We start from the raw sequence: 17,953 nt of genomic DNA, 5'->3' as shown, positions 1-17,953 counted from the left end.
TGCACGAAAGCAATAGTGCGCGCGCCCGGTGTACTCAGTCCACGTCGTTGTCGGCAGACAGGTACGCTATCGCGGCCAGATACTGCCGGCAGGCGAAGTGCTGATCGTGGGTGTGCAGGATCGCGCGGGCCTTGCGGTAGGTGAGCGAGCGCGGTTCGACCGCGCAATCACCGGAATTCTCGCCGCGACCTGCGGAATCGGCGGAACGGACGAGCATCTGCGTCATGGGATGCCTCTGGCCGAGTGGGGGATGGTGCACCGAGTTTAGGATCCCGGATCGTGCAGATGCAAGCACATCTGCACGCTCGTCCTCGGTGTCGACAACAACTTCCGGCGTCACGTGACTTTACGGGCAAAGGGTTGTGGCACAACCGGACTAACGGGACGAACGAGTCAAGTTCTGCGGGGCATCCTTCGCAACTTCGCTTGGTTTACCCGGTCACCAAGATCAGATCTGTTGTGTTGCAAAGGATTATGCCGCCTCGAGGCCATCGATAGCGGGCTACCTGCGTGCTATCGTCGTGCTTGCGGTTGCAACTGTAAGTACACCTGATCGAACATTTGCAAGTACTTGGGAGACCACCGTCCTGTGGGCGGTACCGGCAAGGAGTCTGAAATGACGGACATCTCGGCAACCCCGACCAATCGCTCGAACCTGTTGTGGCGCAAGAGCACTTTCAGCAATCCCAGTGGAAACTGCGTGGAGCTCGCCCCACTCGCCGACGGGCAGGTGGCCGTGCGCAACTCGCGAGACCCCGAAGGCTCGCTGATCGTGTACACCCGCCCGGAAATCGATGCGTTCCTGCAAGGCGCGAAGAGTGGAGAGTTCGACGACCTCGCGCGCTGAGCGGTAGCATTGGCAATCGGCGCGGTGGTTCGCGACAAGGCCGTTGTGAGTCCACTGCCGGCAAACCCGAGCATCGGAGTGGACCTCATGATTGCAGAACCCGTTGCCCACGAGCGGGCGGATTCCGCTGTCGCCGAACGTGGCCCGACCGCATTGCGCATCGCGGTCGGCAGTCAGCTACGGAAGCTGAGGGAGCTCAACAACATCACACGGGAGGCCGCGGGTGAACACATCCGCGGTTCCCATGCCAAGATCAGTCGTCTGGAACTCGGACGAACCGGATTCAAGGAGCGCGACATCCGGGATCTGTTGGCGCTGTACGGCGTTGACGATCCCGGTGAGCGCGAGCTGTTCCTCGACCTGGTGCGCAAGGCGAATCAGCCGGGGTGGTGGCACCGCTACAGCGACCTGCTGCCGCCCTGGTTCGAAACCTATCTGGGGCTCGAGCACGCGGCGAAATCCATTCGCACCTACGAGGGGCAGTTGGTTCCGGGTCTGCTGCAGACCCCCGACTACGCCCGCTCGGTCGTGGCCCTCGGGCACGACGCGGATGGGGAGCGCCGCGTCTCGCTGCGTCGGCGCCGCCAGGAGCTACTCACCCGCGAGGGTGCGCCGAGTTTCTGGGCCGTGCTGGACGAGGCGGTGCTGCACCGTCCCGTGGGCGGTCCCGGCGTGCTCCGTGGTCAGATCGAGCACCTCATCGAGATGTCCCGCCGGCCCAATGTGACCATCCAGTTCCTGCCCTACGCGGCGGGCGGTCATGCGGCCGCGGGAAGTTCGTTCACCATGCTTCGCTTCGCGGAGCCCGAACTGCCCGACATCGTGTATCTGGAGCAGTTGACCAGCGCCCTGTACCTGGATCGCCGTCAGGATCTCGAGCTGTACCGGCAGGTCATGGATCAGCTCAGTGTGCAGGCGGAGCCGCCGGAGCGCTCCCGCAAAGAGCTGGCAAGGATTGCTGCGGAGCTCGACTGAGCTCCGCGCGGGTCCGCCACGGGCCCGCGCTGGTCTCCGTGGAGACGGATAAGGGGCCCCTCACGGGGCCCCTATCAGCGTGTCGCGGACCGGGTGGGTTGCGGCACGGCCGGATTCGGATTACTGCCGGATGAAGCTGGAAGCGATACGCCAGAACGCCTCCGGCTGCATGTGGTGCAGATCCCAGTCGTTCACCATGGCGTGTGCCGTGGTGACGATCCGCTCGATGTCGAAATCATACCGAGTGGCCGCTCCAGTGGATTCGACCTGGCGGATGACGAAAGCGGTTGCCGTCTCACGTGAATAGGTTTGCTCCGGCTGACTTCTGTCAGCAAGCCCGAGTCGGCTGAGGTTGATTGGCTGGTTCATTCGAACGCCCCTGACGCCAGGCCGCCGGCAGACCGTGGGCGAAGAATCGCCGGTGATTCACCGCTCGGCTCTCTGGTTGTCCCCTATTGGTGCCTTGCACGACGAGTCTATGACCGTGCGTTGCGCAGATGCAAGTACATCTGCAACATCGAATTCGCAGTGTCAGAGTGCTTTTCGGGATGCTATGAGTTTGCGAAACGAGGGTTGGCGGAAGGTTGTTTTGAACACGATCAGGGGTTTCCCAGTACTTCCGATCGAAAGTTCCGGAGGAAACGACTGTTCCGCTTTTTCCAGGAATTCGCTGAAGATCAAATATCGCCGCTACAGGCCGTGTCCTGGGCCTTCGCAGCTTCGATCCGACGCTGTTCGACGACCGTCAGACTGATTCCGAAGCGCAGGCACAGCACGCCCGTGAGGCCGCACAGGGCGCTCCACCCGGGCTCACCGTAGCCCGCGGCGGTCAATGTCAATGCGATCGACACGATTCCCGCGGCCAGCAGAATGGGCCCCGGCAGATTGCGGATGCCGCGGGCCCCGTCCCGTGGATTGCGGGCGTCGCCGGGCAGTTTGTGGGCGGCGGGGTAGGCGTACGGAGTGACAGGCAACATCACTGTCCTTTCTCCGGAGGTAATGCAGAACCGATAACAAGCGGATACCCGGACAGGTGCGGCCGAATCACATGGATGTCGACCGGTTGTTCAGCGGCGGCCGTCACTGATCCCCAGATCGTCCAGCAGGCCGAGAAACGCGCGCGCATAGGGTGAGGCCGCGGTGCCGGCCCGGACGAGCTCCCAATCGATCTGCGCGCGCAATTCCCGCGCGATGTGCAGCAGCCGGGTGAAATCCAGCCGCTGCGGATCGGCCACGGTGAGTTCGTTCACCAGGAGGTCGGCGACCGACACCACCGGCGCGTCGATCGGCCCGATCGGCAGCCGCTCGGCCCGCGCCAGCAGCGCGTCGGTGACCGGCCGGTGGTCGGTGCGGAACACCAGATCCACCCGCACCGCGCCGTTGTAGAGGGTGACCCGCTCGGCCTCGGCGCCGCGCGGCGGCCGCAACCCGGCCGCCGCCAGCAGGCTGATCCCGAGCGGCGCGTCCGCGGGGCGCAGCAGCACATCGACCTCGGGCGGGGTGTCGCCCACCGGCCCGCCGCGGGCGTACACCGCGCAGTCGCCGGTGAGGGCGCACGGAATGTCGTTGTCCTGCAGGGTCTGTACAGCCAGGGTGAGGGTGCCGAGTAGCCGGTCGATGGCGCGGACCATATCGATGGCGTACCCGTGCCCGGTCTCGCTAACCCGCGCCCCCGCGCGCCGCTCTCCGCCGCCGGTGGCGCGGTCGGCCGCGGGCCATCCAGCGGACCCCGAATTGATACCGGTTCTACGGCTGTGTTAGCTCTGGGAGCAGTGATTCGATCGATTCGAGTGGACGGAGCCGGTGCCGTGGTGGATGTGCCCGCGTATTTCGACGAGGTGGACGGCGGGTTCTTCCCGACGTCGTTCGCGGCCAGCCAGTGGTCCTCGGCGCAGGTGGTCGGGCCGGCCCTGACCGGCCTGCTGGCCCGCGAGCTCGAACGCACCCAGGCCACCGACGGCTTCGCGCCGGTGCGGCTGACCGTGGACCTGTTCAGCGCCGCCCGCTTCGAGCACACCACCACCCCGGTCGTGCGGGTGCGTGACGGCAAGCGGATCCGGGTCGCGGACGTCAGCGTGGTGCAGGGTGGCACCGTCGCCGCGCGCGCCACCGCGGTGCTGCTGCAGCCCACCGAGCAACCGCCGGGCGAGCTGTGGCGCCGCGAGCGGGAGCCGCAGCCGCCCTCGCTCGAGATCGCGCCGCCCTCGCCGCTGCCCCAGACGCCGCTGTTCAACAGCGGGGAGGATTCGCCGGTGTGGAACTCGGTGCCCACCGATCACGAGAACGGCCACCGCAAGCGCACCTGGCAGAACCCGATTCGGGTGGTGACCGGTGAGGAGCTCACCCCGTTCGTGCGGGTCGCGGTGGTCGCGGAGGCCACCAGCATGATGACCAACTGGGGCGACAAGGGCATCGGGTTCATCAATACCGATATGACGCTGGGTCTTTCACGTCAGCCGGTGGGCACCGAGATCGGCGTGGAGGCCGACAGCCACTTCAGTGAGCACGGCATGGCGGTGGGCGTGGCCACCCTGTTCGACCGGACCGGTTCCTTCGGTAGCTGCATGGTGACCTCGGTGTCCAACGCGGGCCGTCAGATCAGCAATGCCCAACTCGATATGGTGATGCGCAAACGCATCTGACACGCATGGTGTGACACGCTGCCCGGTTAGGGCACGGACCGGTCTCGAAGTGGCGTCGAACGGACCACTCGGGAGTGTCGCAGTGGTGTGTCCCCGTAGGCTTCGCGGACCACCGACCGACCGATCCGTGGGGGTGTTGTGCTGAGTCGCTTCCGAAGACTGGCCGGCGCCTTGATGATCGGGTGCGCCACGATCGTCGCGTTCTGTGCCGCACCGGGATTCGCGCAACCCCCCGAACCCGGATCCGCGCCCGTCCCGCCCGGCATCTCACTGCCCGATATCCAGCGCTGGATCGACCAGGTGCTCCCGGCGCCCGCCCTCGCCCCGGCTCCGGCGGACTCGCCCTTGGTCGACACTCCGGAGCTGGAACCGGATTTGGCGGCACTGCGGGCCGCGACCATGCCCGCCCCCATCAACGACCCCTTCGTCGACGACTGGCCCGCCGGGCTGGACGTCGTCGACCCCGGCGGCATCGTCGCGGTCCGCGACGTAACCGCCACGGCCGCACCCACTCTGATCGTGCCGGTGCGGCAGGTGCTGCAGCTGAAGTACCGCACCGACGACTCGCACGGCAAGCCGTCCTACGGTGTCGCCAGCCTGATCCTGCCGGTCGACGCGTGGACCGGGGCGGGGGAGCGGCCGGTGGTGGTGAACAACCTGCCCATCGACGCGCTGGGCCGCGACTGCAACCCGGGTTACACGCTCGCACACGGGTTTTCCCGGGCCGCCAACTTCACCGGCTACGTGCTGCCCACCACGCAGCTGGCGCTGCTTCGCGGCTACGGGGTGCTCATCACCGACCACGAGGGCCCGCGGATGGCCTACGCCGAGCCCACGGTGGCCGGGCACCTCATCCTCGACGCCATCCGGGCGGTGCGGAACCAGTGGCCGGATGAGCTGGGCGAGAGCAAGTTCGGCATGATCGGCTACTCCGGCGGCGCCATCGCCACCAACGGCGCGGTGAAGCTGATGAGCGAGTACGCCCCCGAGCTGGCGGAGGTGGTGGTCGGCGCCGCCCTGGGCGGGGTGCCCGCGGATTTCAGCCTGCTGGCGCAGTCCATGAACGCCAATCTCGCCTCGGGGGTGTTCCTGGGCGCGGTCTTCGGCATCGGCCGCGAGCGGCCCGAGATCCTGGCCCACATGAACCATCTGGCGCGGTGGGTGGCGGTGACGCCGTTGATCAACAGCCAGTGCAGCGAGGTGTTCGCGGTGCCCGGCGTGCTGCAGCTGCCGATCGACATCGCCGCCGACATCCCCGACCCGCTGAACAGCGATCTGGCGCACGAGATCTACAGCATCACCCGCATGGACGGCAGGAAATCACCGGTGCCGCTGTTCATCTTCAACGGCGAGCAGGAATTCTGGGTCCCCGCCGCCGGCGCGAAGAACCTCTACCACGAGCAGTGCGCGCTGGGTGTGCCCGCCGTCTACCGCAGCGTGTTCGGCGAGCACTTCATCGCGGCCTTCACCGGCTATCCCGAATCCCTGAGCTGGCTCGACCAGCGCTTGCAAGGCATACCCGCGCCCAACGAATGCTGAACGCGGGCAGCCTGTTTCAACACCCCGGCGATATCCGAGGGCTTCCTGGGAAGCCCTCGGCATCTCGTGGCAGTTTCAGGGGAAGCCCCTGAGAGCCCCGAGAGTTGGGCCTGCGCTCACATCGGGAAGAGGTTGTGCTTACGCGGGTTGGGCTTGCGGACCGCGTTCTTGTCGCGCAGCAGGCGCAGCGCCTTGCGGATCTCGAGGCGGGTCGCCGACGGCTCGATGACCGCGTCGATGTAGCCGCGCTCGGCAGCCACCCACGGGTTGTCGATGAGCGCGTTGTAGAAGTCGACCATCTGCTTGCGCACGGTCTCGCGCTGCTCGGGCGGAGTCGCGGCGAGGGTCTTCTTGCCGGTGACGGTGACCATGCCGTCGGCGCCGATGACCGCGATGCGGGCGGTCGGCCACGCCAGGTTGATGTCGACGCCGAGCTGCTTGCAGCCCATGACCGCGTAGCCGCCGCCGTACGCCTTGCGGGTCACGATGGTGACGATCGGGACGGTCGCCTCGATGAGCGCGCGGAACATGCGGCCGCCGCGCTTGATGACGCCGTTGCGCTCCTCCTCGACGCCGGGCAGCACGCCCGGGGTGTCGACGACGTAGACGAGCGGGATGTTGAACGCGTCGCACAGGCGGATGAAGTACGCGCCCTTGTCCGAGCAGGCCGCGTCGAGCGCGCCGCCGAGCACCATGGGCTGGTTGGCGATGACGCCGACCGGCCGGCCGTCGACGCGGGCGAATCCGGTGATGAGGTTCTGCGCGGCCGCTTCGCCGACCTCGAGGAAGGCCCCGTCGTCGAAGATGCGCAGCAGCACCTCGTGCATGTCGTAGCCCTGGCGATCGGAGTCCGGGATGATCCGGTTCAGTTCCAGGTCGGAGTCGGTGAGCTCGGGCTCGAGGCCGGGGTTGATGACCGGCGGTTCCTCGATGCAGCTGCTGGGCAGGTAGCTGAGGTATTCGCGGGCCCAGTTCAGGGCGTCGGTCTCGGTCTTGGCCACGTGGTGCAGCAGGCCGTTGCGGGCCTGCACGGCCGCGCCGCCCAGCTCCTCGGCGCTGATGTCCTCGCCGGTGATGCCCTTGATGACCTCGGGACCGGTGACGAACATGTAGGAGTCGTCGGTGGCGATGAGCACGTCCATGTTGACCGGGCCGTACACCGAACCGGCCGCGCACTTGCCGAACATGACCGCGACCATCGGCACGAAGCCCGACAGGTCCTCCTGCAGGCGGCACATGGTGGCGTACCAGGCCAGCGCGGTGACGCCCTCCTGGATGCGGGCGCCGCCGGAGTCGTTGATCACCACGACCGGGCAGGCGTTGTTGTAGGCGAATTCCATGGCGAGGCGGACGCGGCGGCCGAAGGTCTCGCCGACCGAACCGCCCTGCACTCCGGAGTCGTGGGAGATGACCACGACCGGGCGGCCGTCGATCATGCCGCGACCGGTGACCACGCCGTCGCCGTAGAGGGCGTGCGGCTGACCGGGCGAGCGCATGAGCGCACCCATTTCGACGAAGCTGCCCGGGTCCAGCAGTATGTTCACCCGTTCGCGGGCGCTGGCGACGCCTTTGGCGATTCGCTTCTGGATACCCTTCTCGCCGGTCGGTTCTTCGGCGATCTCCAGGAGCTTGCGCAGTTCCGCCAGCTTTTCCGCTGTACCCGTCATTACTTAGGTCTTGCCTTTCGCCTTCATGGGTCGGGCATGATCGGTGCCCGCGTCGAGCCGGATCACGACTCGACCGCCCACGGTACCGTGCGTGTCCCCTTCCTAACCAGCGAACGCCTGGGTAATGTGCCCGGCCTCGCGCCCGGGGAGCGCGGCTCCTCACAACTCGACTGTTGTTCTTGTGCGGCGACAGCCCGTCCCCGTGCCGCGAACCAGGCCGCCGTCAGCGATACACTGCGGCCCGTGAGCTCACCCATGACTGTGCGAGCGGGGACGCCCGAGGTGATCCGGCCCGATCTCGACACCTTCGGATTCTCGGAGTGGCGGCGGACCGTTGTGGTCGGTGCGGTGCTGGGCGGCTCGGTCGTGAGCAGCGTGCTGCGCGGCGGCCTACGCCCGGCCAAGCGCAAGCGCGCCGCGGCCGAGGGCGTGGTGAACGGCTTCGAGACGCTGGGCCCGATGTTCGTGAAGCTGGGCCAGTTGATCGCGTCCTCGCCGGGCGCGTTCCCGCGCGAGCTGGCCGACGCCTGCCTGCGCTGCCTCGACGACGTGCCGCCCTTCGCCTCGGCGGACGCCCGCGCCATCATCGAGGCCGATCTGGGCAAGCCGATCTCGGAGCTGTTCCTGGAGTTCGACGACGAACCGCTCTCGGCGGCCTCCATCGCCCAGGTGCACGCGTGCGTGCTGCCCGACGGCCGCCCGGCGGTGGTGAAGGTGCAACGGCCCGAGATCGCCCGGCGCATGATCGTGGATCTGCGCTCGGCCATGCGGCTCGCGCGCACCCTGGAGAAGCGGTCGGAGAACGCCCGGGTCGCCAATACCCAGGCGGTGGTGCGGGATCTGTACGAGGCCACCGTCGCGGAACTGAACTTCCTGATCGAGGCCGAGAACCAGACCCGCGCCCGCCAGCACCTGAGCGCCTTCGGCGACAACACCAATGTGGCGGTGCCCGAGGTGTATTGGGACTATTGCGCCCCGCGGGTGCTGTGCATGGAACGCATGCGCGGCATGCCGCTGGACCGCTTCGACGATATCCGCGCCGCCCACCCGGAGCCGGAGCTGCTGATCCGCCGGCTGGTGAAGGCGTGGATGGAATCGGTTGCGGTGCACGGTGTCTTCCACGGCGACGTGCACGCGGGCAACCTGTGGCTGCTCGACGACGGCCGGGTGGCCATGCTCGACTTCGGCATCGTGGGCAAGATGGAGGCCGAGTGGCGCGAGTTCGTGCGCGCGCTGTTCTACGCCAGCTCCATCGACAACGACTTCCGCCCGGTGGCCCGCGCGCTGCGCGCCCTGGACCTGGTCGCCGACGACAGCGGCGATGACGCCACCATCGGCCGTCAGCTCGCGGTCGCGCTGGGCCCGGTGCTCTCGGGCAGCCTGGACAAGCTGGATCTGGGCGTGGTCTCGGCGCGCCTGCTGGAGTTCGGCAAGCGCCGCGGCGCGTCGGGCCCGCAGCAGCTGGTGCTGATGGGCAAGCAGCTAGGCTATTTCGAGCGGTACGCGGTGGCGCTGGCCCCCGGCTGGAAGCTGGGGCGCGATCTCTACCTGTTCCGCAATATCTTCCCCGCCGAGGTGGCGGCCAAGGTCGCCGCCGAGGGCATCGAGCTCCCGGCCGACTGATCGCGCAAGCCTGAGAGAAGCGTCAGGAAACCCTCAGGCTACGGCCAGATTCACCCGGCACTGTGGATGGCAGACAGCGTCGGGCGAGCCTGCGAGGTGCGGAATGGTCGAATTCGAGGTCACCGGAACCACTGTGACGGTGCGGGTCACCGGCGCGCACAAGGTGCTCGCGCTGCGTGATCACGTGAGCTTCGATCTGGCCCAGGTCCGGGCCGTCGGGCCCGCGCCGGTGGATCTGCGTCCTCCGTGGCTGCGGACACCGGGCACCTTCTTCCCCGGCGTGATCGCCGCGGGCATCTTCCGCGGCAAGGGCCGCAAGGAGTTCTGGGACACCCGGTTCGACGGTCAGGGCGTGCTGATCGAGCTGACGGGCGCGGATTTCACGCGCGTGGTGGTGGATGCCGCCGAGCCGGAGTCGGTGCTGCGGCGGTTGACGGCGCTGGCCGCCTGATGTCCGGGGCCCGGAATCGTCCGGGCCCATAAACCCGAATTGCTCGTGCCGCAGGCCCTCTTCTTCGAGGGTGCGGCACGAGCGGGTCGGGGCGGATTTTGGGGGTGATGGGTGGAATTGTCAGGGGGTCGGGCAGAGGAAGGCGCCGGCGGGCGGCGGAACGGGGACGATCCTTTCCGGCGCCGGTGCCGGGACCGCGGCGGGGGCGTTGGGGGCCCCACCCGGGGCGCCCGCGGCGGGCGCACCGACGTCACCGGAACCCCATGCGGCGGACGGATTCATGGTGAAAACGGCGGCACAGACGAATGCACTGACGAGCAAGCCGAGCGCTTTCTTTTGCGTCATGGAGAAGGACGCTACAACCAGTTCGGGATAATTGGTGGGATGCCTGGATCTCCGGGAATGTCGTGACCAGCCGTTCGCATGCGCGGTGGTTCGAATTCGTTTGTCGCGCAACCAGACTAATTGGTCGGAATAGTTTGTTTTCAGATTATTGTGTTATGGACTGTGCCAGAGCACGTTTCGGTCACGAACTGGTGTGTCGGCGGGGATTTTGCCCGTTTCTGTAGTGCACTGCCCGGGAGAACTCGACCGGGAGGATGTGCGATGACTGCTGGATCTGGTTCGAGGATCGCCGTCGCGGCGGCGCTCACGCTTGCCGTTTCCGCCGCGGTGGCCGTCCACGCGCCGTTGAGCGCGGGCGCGGGCACCTGCGGATCGAGTCTGGGGGATTTCCGTGGCGCATTCGCCGTTCAGGACGATCCGGGGACCGTGCTGAGTTTCGACGGGGCGGGCGGCATCGCCTTCCGCGGTACCCGGCTCGGCGCCGGTGAGGGCATCTACGCGGTCATTCCGTCGGGCGGATTCACCGCCACCCTGCGCATGACCGACAGCGGCGAAGACGCCGTCCGGCCGGATAATTCGACCGCGATGGTCAAGAGCACGATCCTGACCTGCCCGGCCGGAACGCAGGTCGGGACTTTCCTCTCACTGGATCAAAGCAGCAGGCGATTCAATTACGCGCGGTCGACCTGAAAAACCTGTGACAGCAATGGTTTACCGGCTGAATCGCAGGGTGACGAGCTGGAAAGGCCGCAGGCGCAGCCGAATTCCGCCGTCGGTGGATTCGGCGGTCATTTCTTCCGGTAATGGCCGCTCCAGCAGATCGCAGCAGCGGTAACCGGTGAACGCGAATCCCGGTGTCAGCACGGCGGTCGCGCGACCGCCGGCGGCCTCGTACAGCCGCACCACGACATCGCCGGAACCGTCGTCGGCCAATTTGACCGCGCTGGTAACCACATCGTCATTGTCGACCGAGAACAACGGCGCGACCGGCTCGGCGACGCCGGGGGTGACCGGCGGGAGGTTGATGCGGTAGCCCGCGCGCACGGCATCGGTGATCGACGCGCCCGGCAGCAGCGCGTGCCGGAATTGGTGTGCGCCATGGTCGGTGTGCGGATCCGGGAAACGCGGGGCGCGCAGCAGGGACGCGCGGACGGTGATGGTGGTGCCGCCGTCGGGTCGCACGGTGCGGGTCAGATCGTGGCCGTAGGTGGCGTCGTTGACCAGGGCCGCGCCCCAGCCGGGTTCGGCGACGTGGATGAAGCGGTGGTTGCAGGCCTCGAATTTGGCGTATTCCCAGCTGGTGTTGGTGTGGGTGGGCCGGTAGAGGTGGCCGAACTGGGTTTCGGAGGCGTAGCGGTCGGCGTGAATGTCCAGGGGGAAGGCCAGTTTGAGGAACTTCTCGGTCTCGTACCAGTCGACCATAGTGGTGATCTCCAGGGCGCCGGTGTCCGCGCGCAGGGTGAGGAGCTGTTCGACGGTGGAGGATCCGAAGGAGCGGCCGACGCGGATCGCGGCCTCGGTGGGGGAGTCGGTCTCCGCCACCAGGAAGTCCACGTCGGTGAGGTCGGTGACGGTATTGCGGTAGAACTGGTCGACGTCCCACGCGTCCCAGGAGTTCGGGTAATCCTGGTGCAGCTGCAGCAGATTCGCGGCCGCGCCCGGCGGCAGCGTCTCGCGCTGCTGCTCGAGGTCGTACAGGGACACCACCAGCCCGCGCGCGTCGACCTCCACCCGCGTCCGGGTGTTGGCGAGCCAGAACCCGCCTCCGGACCGCTCGGTCACCGTGCAGTCGCGGCCGGGTGCGGCGGGTCCCGCGCCGCCGGCCGGAATACCGTTCCAGGCGTGCGGGGCCGGGTTGAAGACGTGTGGCCCGGACCGTTCGCCGCCGAGCGCCCATTGCGCGCGCTCGATGACGGCCGACAGTTCCGCGGCGACCCGGGTGTAGGTGCGCTCGGCCTCGCGGTGCACCCAGGCGATCGAGGAGCCCGGCAGGATGTCGTGGAACTGGTGCAGCAGCACCGTCTTCCAGAGCCGGTCCAGATCGGCGGCCGGGTACTCGTAGTCGGTGCGGACCGCCGCGGTGGCCGCCCACAGTTCGGCCTCGCGCAGCAGGTGCTCGCTGCGCCGGTTGCCCTGCTTGGTCTTGGCCTGGCTGGTCAGGGTCGCGCGATGCAGTTCCAGATACAGCTCGCCCACCCACACGGCCGGATTCGGGTATTCGGCCTGGGCCTTGGCGAAGAAGTCGGCGGGCCGCTCCCACGCCACCTTCGGTGACCCTTCGAGATCGCGCATGCGGGCGGCGCGGGCGATCATCTCGCGGGTGGTTCCGCCGCCGCCGTCGCCCCACCCGGTCGGCGCCAGCGATCGGGTGGCCCGCCCTTTCTCCTTGAAATTCTTGGCGGCGTAGGCGATCTCGCGGGCCTGCATGGAGCAGTTGTAGGTGTCGACGGGCGGGAAGTGGGTGAAGATCCGGGTCCCGTCGATGCCCTCCCACAGGAACGTGTGATGCGGGAAGGTGTTGGTTTGGCTCCACGAGATCTTCTGGGTGAGCAGCCATTTGGATCCGGCGGCCTTGATGATCTGCGGCAGTCCGGCGGCGAAGCCGAAGGTGTCGGGCAGCCACGCCTCCTCGTTCTCGATGCCGAATTCCTCGAGGAAGAAGCGTTTGCCGTGCACGAACTGCCGTGCCATGGCTTCCGAGCCCGGCATGTTGGTGTCCGATTCCACCCACATGCCGCCGGCCGGCACGAATCGCCCGTCGGCCACCGCCGCCTTGACCCGGGCGTACACCTCGGGCCGGTGCTGTTTGAGGAAGTCGTATTGCGCCGCTTGGGACATGGTGTAGATGAAGTCGGGTTCGGCGTCGAGCAACGCGGTCATGTTCGCGGTGGTCCGCGCGACCTTGCGCACGGTCTCGCGCAGCGGCCACAGCCACGCGGTGTCGATGTGCGCGTGCCCGACCGCGGAAATGAGATGCGCGGACGCGATCGCCGGTTGCGCGAGCACCCCGGCCAGGCAGGCGCGGGCGGCGCTCGCGCCCGCGTTGACGTTCTGGAGATCGATCGCGTCCAGGGCCCGTTCGATGGCCCGCACGATGTCATAGCGTCGCGCGGGGTCCTCCGGCATCTCGTGCATGAGCTCGCCGAGCACCTCGAGGTCCTGGACGAGCTGCCACACCTCCTCGTCGAAGACGACGAGATCCATACGCCCCAAACGGTATTGGGGTTCGGTGCCGGCGGTCTCCAGCTCGCCGAGACCGGTCGGCCCGAAGAACGGGATGATCGGATTCGACGCCGCCTCCACGTGCAGCAGCACCTGCTCGCCGCCGCGGGCCGGCGCCGCCACCCGCACCCACTGGTTGCGCGGATGCAGCCCTTTCACCGGTGATCCGTCGGGCCGGTACACCAGCCCCTCGCACTGGAATCCGGTCTGGTTGGCGTCGAATCCGAGATCGATGATCGCCTCGACGGTCCGCCCGGCCCACTCCGCGGGCACGGTGCCCTCGACGGTCAGCCAGCTGGTGCCCCAGGGCGCGCCCCACCGGGCGCCCGGAGCGGTGGGCGTGCGCGGCGCGGCGAGGCCCTCGGCGATCGGAACCGGTTCGCCCGGCGCTTCCCAGATGGATACCCGCATCGGCGTGGACTCCGGGTACACGGCGGGTCTGACGCGGTCGAGCACCCGCCCGAGCCTGCCCTCGATCAACCGGCGGTCATCGTGCATAACGGTGGCTCCCATCGGGCGTGGGTGGTGACCGGCGAACCGTCTCCCGCCCGACTCTAGCGGCCGCGGGTCCGCCGTCCGGGAATGCTCAAACCGTCGGCGCGGACCGGTACGGCGGGGGAACCGCCTGTCGCAGCACGCGCAGCGCGGGCACGGCGAGGATCCCGGCCAGCCGGGTGTAGGGCCAGACCGCGATGATCGCCACCACGATCAGTCCGCGTGCCTGGTACAGCAGCGGCGCGTGATCCATGCCGGTGGGGTCGGGGTGCAGGGCCAGTAGTGAACGCACCCACGGGAACAGGGTTTCGGCGGCCCGGTAGCGGCTGCCGGTGGCGCTGCCGTCGAAGGTCACCAGTACCGCCGACAGCAGTGCCGCGCTCAGCAGCGGCAGGGTGAGCCGGTCGATCGGGGTGACTCGGTGCCGGCTGTCGGCGGCGATCAGCGGGGGGATGAGGATCAGTGCGACTCCGGCGACGGTGACGGGCGCGGCCACGATCTGCGCGGCCCACAGCAGCACCTGGACGTCGTGTTCGGGCCGGGTATGGGGTCCCGACGCCAGCATTTCCGCCACCCGGACCGCGAACACCACCGGGAATCCGGCACGCACGGCCCCGATCCCGATGCGCTGGGCGCGGTCGATGTGCGGGCCGTAGAGGTATCCGCGGAATCCGTCGCGCCGGTACCGCCACACATGTCCGATGGCGCAGGAGAGGACAGCGGCATACGGCAATGCCACCCAGACCGCGAACATCATGCCCTCATCCCACAGGTCGGCATCCGAACCACTCGCCGAGACACTGTCGCATGCCGGACGCCGCCGGAGAAGTGTCCGATCGTGCCAACTCTGCGAGCCGGGTGGCGCGCTATTGCCAGAGGTGGGACATCATGTGCGGGTACCGAACCGGCCGGTAGTCGGTGAAGGTGATGTCACGAACCTGGCTGAAGTCCGACCACAGCAGCGCGCCGCCTTTGAGGCGCACCGGGATTCGCACCCGCGCCCGCACCTGGCGCATCTCGTCCTCGGTGGCGGGGCGCGCGGGGCCCGCGGTGCCGTAGAGCCGGACCCCGGGCGGGCTCGGGAATCGCGCGGTCAGCAGGGACCGGAACCAGTACAGCGGCCGGCCGTCCACGGCCATCAGGCAGACCCGCGGATCGCGGTCCAGGTTGCGGCCCAATGCCTGCGCGTATTGGTCGAAGTAGAACCCGGTGGTGTCGTCGCGCAGGAAGACGGTGCCGATCGGTGCGACGGTCGGCGCACCGTCCTCGTCGATCGAGGCGATCGCGCAGTGCCCGGCGCGAGATATGGTCTCGCGGATGCGATTCCAGTTCTGTTCGAGAGTCAAGGCCGGTCCTCATCGATGCGAGCGGGCAGAACGATTCGAGCGTAATCGAATCCGCGCCGACCCCATGTGAGGGCGGTGTGCCGCAATTGTCGGGACAGCGGCGGGCGGGTGGCGCATGATGGCGGCATGGGTTCAGACGCGGCGCGGCGGGCCGTACTCGAAATGATCTGCGACACCTTCGCGCCCGGGGACGGGGGCGAGCTGGCGCCGGCCTCCGCGTTGGGGGTCGCCGACACCGTCACCGAACTGCTCGGGCGCAATCCGCGCGACGCGGAGCGGCGGCAGTTCGAACTGCTGATGCGCGTGTGGGATTCCCGCGTGTTCGGGGCGTTCAACGGTGCGGGGCTGCGGAAGTTCTCGCGGTTGAGCGCCGAGCAGCGGGAGCGCTGGCTGCTCGGCATGGCCAACTCGCGGTTGGGCCAGAAGCGGGCGCTGTTCCAGGCGTTGAAGGGCGCGGCGGTCACCTCCTACTACCTCACGCCGGGGCCGACCGGCGTGAACCCGGTGTGGGACCGGATGGGTTTCCCGCCCGCCTTCGGCCCGGTCGAGGGCGCACAGCGCGGTCTGAGCCCCGAACGCCCGGACTCCGACACCACCGTGGTGTGCGACGTGGTAGTCGTCGGCTCGGGTGCGGGCGGCGGCACGGCCGCGGCGGTGCTGGCCCGGGCCGGGCTGGATGTCATGGTGCTGGAACGCGGCGACTACCTCGACGACCCGGATTTCGGGATGGGCGAGAAGGAAGGCTTCCTGAAGCTGTACGCCCCGGGCCCGGCCGCCACCGCCGAGGGGCAGCTCGGGCTGGTGGCGGGCAGCGCGCTGGGCGGTGGCACGGTGGTCAACTGGACCACCTCGTTCCGCACCCCCGACGATGTGCGCGCGGAATGGGCGCGGGCGGGTGCGCCGCAGTTCGGCGAGCAGGAGTACACCGACGCCCTCGACGCGGTGGTGTCGCGGCTCGGGGTGAATCTCGAGCACTCGCCGGCCTCGCGCCGCGACGAGATCCTCGAGCGCGGCCTGCGCAAACTGGACTGGCACGTCGAGCCGCTGCCGCGCAACGTGAGCAACTGTGATGCCGGAATCGAATGCGGGCGTTGTGGTTTCGGCTGCCGCATCGGCGCCAAGCAGTCGGTGGTGAAGACCTGGCTGGCCGATGCCGCGCAGGCGGGAGCGCGCCTGTTCGTCGGCACCGACGTGCGTCGCATCGTGGTCACCAACGGCACCGCCACCGGTGTGGAAGCCGTGACGGCGGAGGGCCGTTCGGTGTGGGTGCATGCCCGCGCGGTGGTCGTCGCGGCCGGCGCCATCCAGACCCCGGCCCTGCTGCGGCGCTCGGGCCTGACCAATCGGGCGATCGGCGACTTCCTCCGATTGCATCCCGCCACCGCCGTTTTCGGCCAGTTCGACGAGGAGATCCGCCCGTGGGAGGGCGGCATGCAGACCCGCTACTCCAAGCAGGACCGCGATCTCGACGGCGACGGCTACGGCGTCATCTACGAGACCGGGCCCATGACCCCGGGCATGTCGGTGGGCTTCCAGGCGTGGACCGGCGCGGCGACGCATCGGGACCGCATGCTGAAGCTGGCGAATACCGTCGCCGTCGGCGTGATCACCCGCGACCGGGACCACGGCTCGGTCGAGACCGACCGCCAGGGCGAGGCGGTGGTCCGCTACCGGCTGTCGGCTCGCGACGCCGCGCACATGCATACCGGAATCGTCAATGCCGCAAGCATTCTGGAGGCGGCGGGCGCGCGGCGGATCTTCTCCGGTCATCAGGCCGGTGTCGGATACGAGCCGGGCGTCAGCGGTTCGCACGAGGAGTTCGCCGCGCAGGCCGACGCGGCCGGGTACGCCCCCGGCCAGTGCTCGATGGGCGCGCTGCACATCATGGGCTCGGCCCGGATGGGCGGTTCGCCCGCCGATTCCGCGACCAATCCCGACGGGGTGACGTGGGATGTCCCGAATATCGTGGTGGCGGACGGTTCTTGCTTCCCGACCGCCTCTGGCGTGAACCCGATGGTGAGCATCGAGGCCATCGCGTACATGAACGCCACCCGCCTCGCGGCCCGGCTGGCGTAGTTCGATCGCGCTGCGCGGCAGGCTAGTTCAGCGCCGCGCCGAAGGTGCCGACGATCACCCGATGGATCTGGCCCACGGCCCGATCGATCGGGCCGGTCGGCTGGAACAGATGGCTCAGGGCGAGCCGGACCAGCACCTCGGTCATCGAGGTCAGTTCGGCGTCGCTCATGTCGTCGAGCCCGTACTGCGCCCGGATGGCGGCGGACAGCGCGGTGACCGCGCGCCCCAGCACCGGCTCGGTCTCGGTCATCAGCACCGGGAGCAGAGAGGTGTCGGTGGCCGATCGCCCGGACAGGACCGCCTTGAGCAAGGTGTTGTCGGCGCCGGTGCGCAGCGTGAACTCGACCGCCTCGGTCATGCCGTCGGCGACGTCGGCCGGGTGCGTGGCCAGGCATTCGGTGATGCCGACCAGGAAGGTGTCGACCTCCTGCTGCACGACCACTTCGGCCAGCTCGTGTTTGTTGGCGAACTCCTTGTAGAGCACCGGCCGGCTGACGCCGACTTCCTTGGCCAGCCGTGACATGTTCACCGCACCCCAGCCCTCGGTGATCACGATGCTGCGCCCGGCCTCGATGATCCGCCCGCGCAGCAGCTGCCGCATCTCGGTCTGGAAGTTCGGTGCTTCAACCACGTCCCGATCGTACATGGGCTCAACTTTCGTCTCGTCGTTGACAGACTGGATCACAGTGTATCTAATGAATACAGTTCTTGAGAAAGTGTAAACG

At 68.2% G+C, this 17,953-nt stretch carries 18 protein-coding genes; 8 read left to right on the top strand and 10 right to left on the bottom strand.

Annotated features, from left to right (window positions below; all coding sequences use genetic code 11):
• Window positions 1-34: 34 nt before the first annotated feature.
• Window positions 35-226, bottom strand: a complete 192-nt coding sequence (locus ACYVKL_RS01170; protein ID WP_379170267.1) for a hypothetical protein — start codon at window positions 224-226, stop codon at window positions 35-37.
• 390 nt (window positions 227-616) lie between these two features.
• Between ACYVKL_RS01170 and ACYVKL_RS01165 the strand changes: the two genes are divergently transcribed.
• A complete protein-coding gene (locus tag ACYVKL_RS01165; RefSeq protein WP_379170265.1) occupies window positions 617-847 on the top strand; it encodes a DUF397 domain-containing protein in 231 nt (76 codons plus the stop codon).
• 87 nt (window positions 848-934) lie between these two features.
• Window positions 935-1,822, top strand: a complete 888-nt coding sequence (locus ACYVKL_RS01160; RefSeq protein ID WP_213554957.1) for a helix-turn-helix domain-containing protein — start codon at window positions 935-937, stop codon at window positions 1,820-1,822.
• A 120-nt stretch (window positions 1,823-1,942) separates the two neighbouring features.
• Here the strand turns inward: ACYVKL_RS01160 and ACYVKL_RS01155 are convergent, their stop codons facing one another.
• The 3 genes from ACYVKL_RS01155 to ACYVKL_RS01145 all read right to left on the bottom strand — a co-directional run bounded on the left by ACYVKL_RS01155 (window position 1,943) and on the right by ACYVKL_RS01145 (window position 3,453).
• Window positions 1,943-2,191: a hypothetical protein gene (locus tag ACYVKL_RS01155; RefSeq protein WP_379170263.1), complete on the bottom strand. Its 249-nt coding sequence runs from the start codon at window positions 2,189-2,191 to the stop codon at window positions 1,943-1,945.
• Between the two features lie 308 nt (window positions 2,192-2,499).
• The gene (locus ACYVKL_RS01150) at window positions 2,500-2,799 is read right to left on the bottom strand and encodes a hypothetical protein (RefSeq protein WP_379170262.1); all 300 of its coding nucleotides are present in this window, start codon (window positions 2,797-2,799) and stop codon (window positions 2,500-2,502) included.
• Between the two features lie 90 nt (window positions 2,800-2,889).
• Window positions 2,890-3,453 carry a hypothetical protein gene (locus ACYVKL_RS01145; RefSeq protein ID WP_379170260.1) on the bottom strand — a complete coding sequence of 188 codons (564 nt, stop codon included), beginning with the start codon at window positions 3,451-3,453 and terminating at the stop codon, window positions 2,890-2,892.
• A 159-nt stretch (window positions 3,454-3,612) separates the two neighbouring features.
• Between ACYVKL_RS01145 and ACYVKL_RS01140 the strand changes: the two genes are divergently transcribed.
• The gene (locus ACYVKL_RS01140; protein ID WP_246597591.1) at window positions 3,613-4,464 is read left to right on the top strand and encodes an acyl-CoA thioesterase domain-containing protein; all 852 of its coding nucleotides are present in this window, start codon (window positions 3,613-3,615) and stop codon (window positions 4,462-4,464) included.
• 138 nt (window positions 4,465-4,602) lie between these two features.
• The gene (locus tag ACYVKL_RS01135; protein ID WP_379170258.1) at window positions 4,603-6,003 is read left to right on the top strand and encodes a lipase family protein; all 1,401 of its coding nucleotides are present in this window, start codon (window positions 4,603-4,605) and stop codon (window positions 6,001-6,003) included.
• Between the two features lie 116 nt (window positions 6,004-6,119).
• Here ACYVKL_RS01135 and ACYVKL_RS01130 read toward each other — a convergent pair whose 3' ends face one another.
• Window positions 6,120-7,670 carry an acyl-CoA carboxylase subunit beta gene (locus ACYVKL_RS01130; protein ID WP_213554961.1) on the bottom strand — a complete coding sequence of 517 codons (1,551 nt, stop codon included), beginning with the start codon at window positions 7,668-7,670 and terminating at the stop codon, window positions 6,120-6,122.
• A gap of 255 nt (window positions 7,671-7,925) precedes the next feature.
• On the opposite strand from ACYVKL_RS01130, the gene ACYVKL_RS01125 reads away from it, so the two are divergent.
• Both ACYVKL_RS01125 and ACYVKL_RS01120 read left to right on the top strand, forming a co-directional pair.
• Window positions 7,926-9,293, top strand: coding sequence for an ABC1 kinase family protein (locus ACYVKL_RS01125; RefSeq protein WP_379170662.1), 1,368 nt, complete (start codon window positions 7,926-7,928; stop codon window positions 9,291-9,293).
• Window positions 9,294-9,396: 103 nt separating this feature from the next.
• Complete coding sequence (locus ACYVKL_RS01120) at window positions 9,397-9,744, top strand: hypothetical protein (protein WP_379170256.1); 348 nt, start codon at window positions 9,397-9,399, stop codon at window positions 9,742-9,744.
• 120 nt (window positions 9,745-9,864) lie between these two features.
• On the opposite strand, the gene ACYVKL_RS01115 is transcribed toward ACYVKL_RS01120, so the two are convergent.
• The gene (locus ACYVKL_RS01115) at window positions 9,865-10,089 is read right to left on the bottom strand and encodes a hypothetical protein (protein WP_379170254.1); all 225 of its coding nucleotides are present in this window, start codon (window positions 10,087-10,089) and stop codon (window positions 9,865-9,867) included.
• A gap of 261 nt (window positions 10,090-10,350) precedes the next feature.
• Here ACYVKL_RS01115 and ACYVKL_RS01110 point away from each other — a divergent pair, with 261 nt between their 5' ends.
• Complete coding sequence (locus tag ACYVKL_RS01110; RefSeq protein ID WP_379170252.1) at window positions 10,351-10,779, top strand: hypothetical protein; 429 nt, start codon at window positions 10,351-10,353, stop codon at window positions 10,777-10,779.
• 21 nt (window positions 10,780-10,800) lie between these two features.
• Here the strand turns inward: ACYVKL_RS01110 and ACYVKL_RS01105 are convergent, their stop codons facing one another.
• The 3 genes from ACYVKL_RS01105 to ACYVKL_RS01095 form a co-directional block, all read right to left on the bottom strand.
• Window positions 10,801-13,809 (bottom strand): alpha-mannosidase, encoded by a 3,009-nt coding sequence (locus tag ACYVKL_RS01105; RefSeq protein ID WP_379170660.1) that lies wholly within the window; start codon window positions 13,807-13,809, stop codon window positions 10,801-10,803.
• An 88-nt stretch (window positions 13,810-13,897) separates the two neighbouring features.
• The gene (locus ACYVKL_RS01100) at window positions 13,898-14,563 is read right to left on the bottom strand and encodes a respiratory nitrate reductase subunit gamma (protein WP_379170250.1); all 666 of its coding nucleotides are present in this window, start codon (window positions 14,561-14,563) and stop codon (window positions 13,898-13,900) included.
• 109 nt (window positions 14,564-14,672) lie between these two features.
• Entirely contained in the window at window positions 14,673-15,152 is a 480-nt protein-coding gene (locus ACYVKL_RS01095; RefSeq protein WP_379170248.1) for a pyridoxamine 5'-phosphate oxidase family protein, read from the bottom strand.
• A 126-nt stretch (window positions 15,153-15,278) separates the two neighbouring features.
• Here ACYVKL_RS01095 and ACYVKL_RS01090 point away from each other — a divergent pair, with 126 nt between their 5' ends.
• The gene (locus ACYVKL_RS01090; RefSeq protein WP_379170246.1) at window positions 15,279-17,228 is read left to right on the top strand and encodes an FAD-dependent oxidoreductase; all 1,950 of its coding nucleotides are present in this window, start codon (window positions 15,279-15,281) and stop codon (window positions 17,226-17,228) included.
• A 22-nt stretch (window positions 17,229-17,250) separates the two neighbouring features.
• On the opposite strand, the gene ACYVKL_RS01085 is transcribed toward ACYVKL_RS01090, so the two are convergent.
• Window positions 17,251-17,859, bottom strand: coding sequence for a TetR/AcrR family transcriptional regulator (locus ACYVKL_RS01085; protein WP_379170244.1), 609 nt, complete (start codon window positions 17,857-17,859; stop codon window positions 17,251-17,253).
• Window positions 17,860-17,953 lie beyond the last annotated feature (94 nt).

It is taken from the genome of Nocardia tengchongensis, assembly GCF_054781395.1.
The sequence above is the reverse complement of the archived record's forward strand: the minus strand, read 5'-3'. Positions and strand labels throughout refer to the sequence as shown.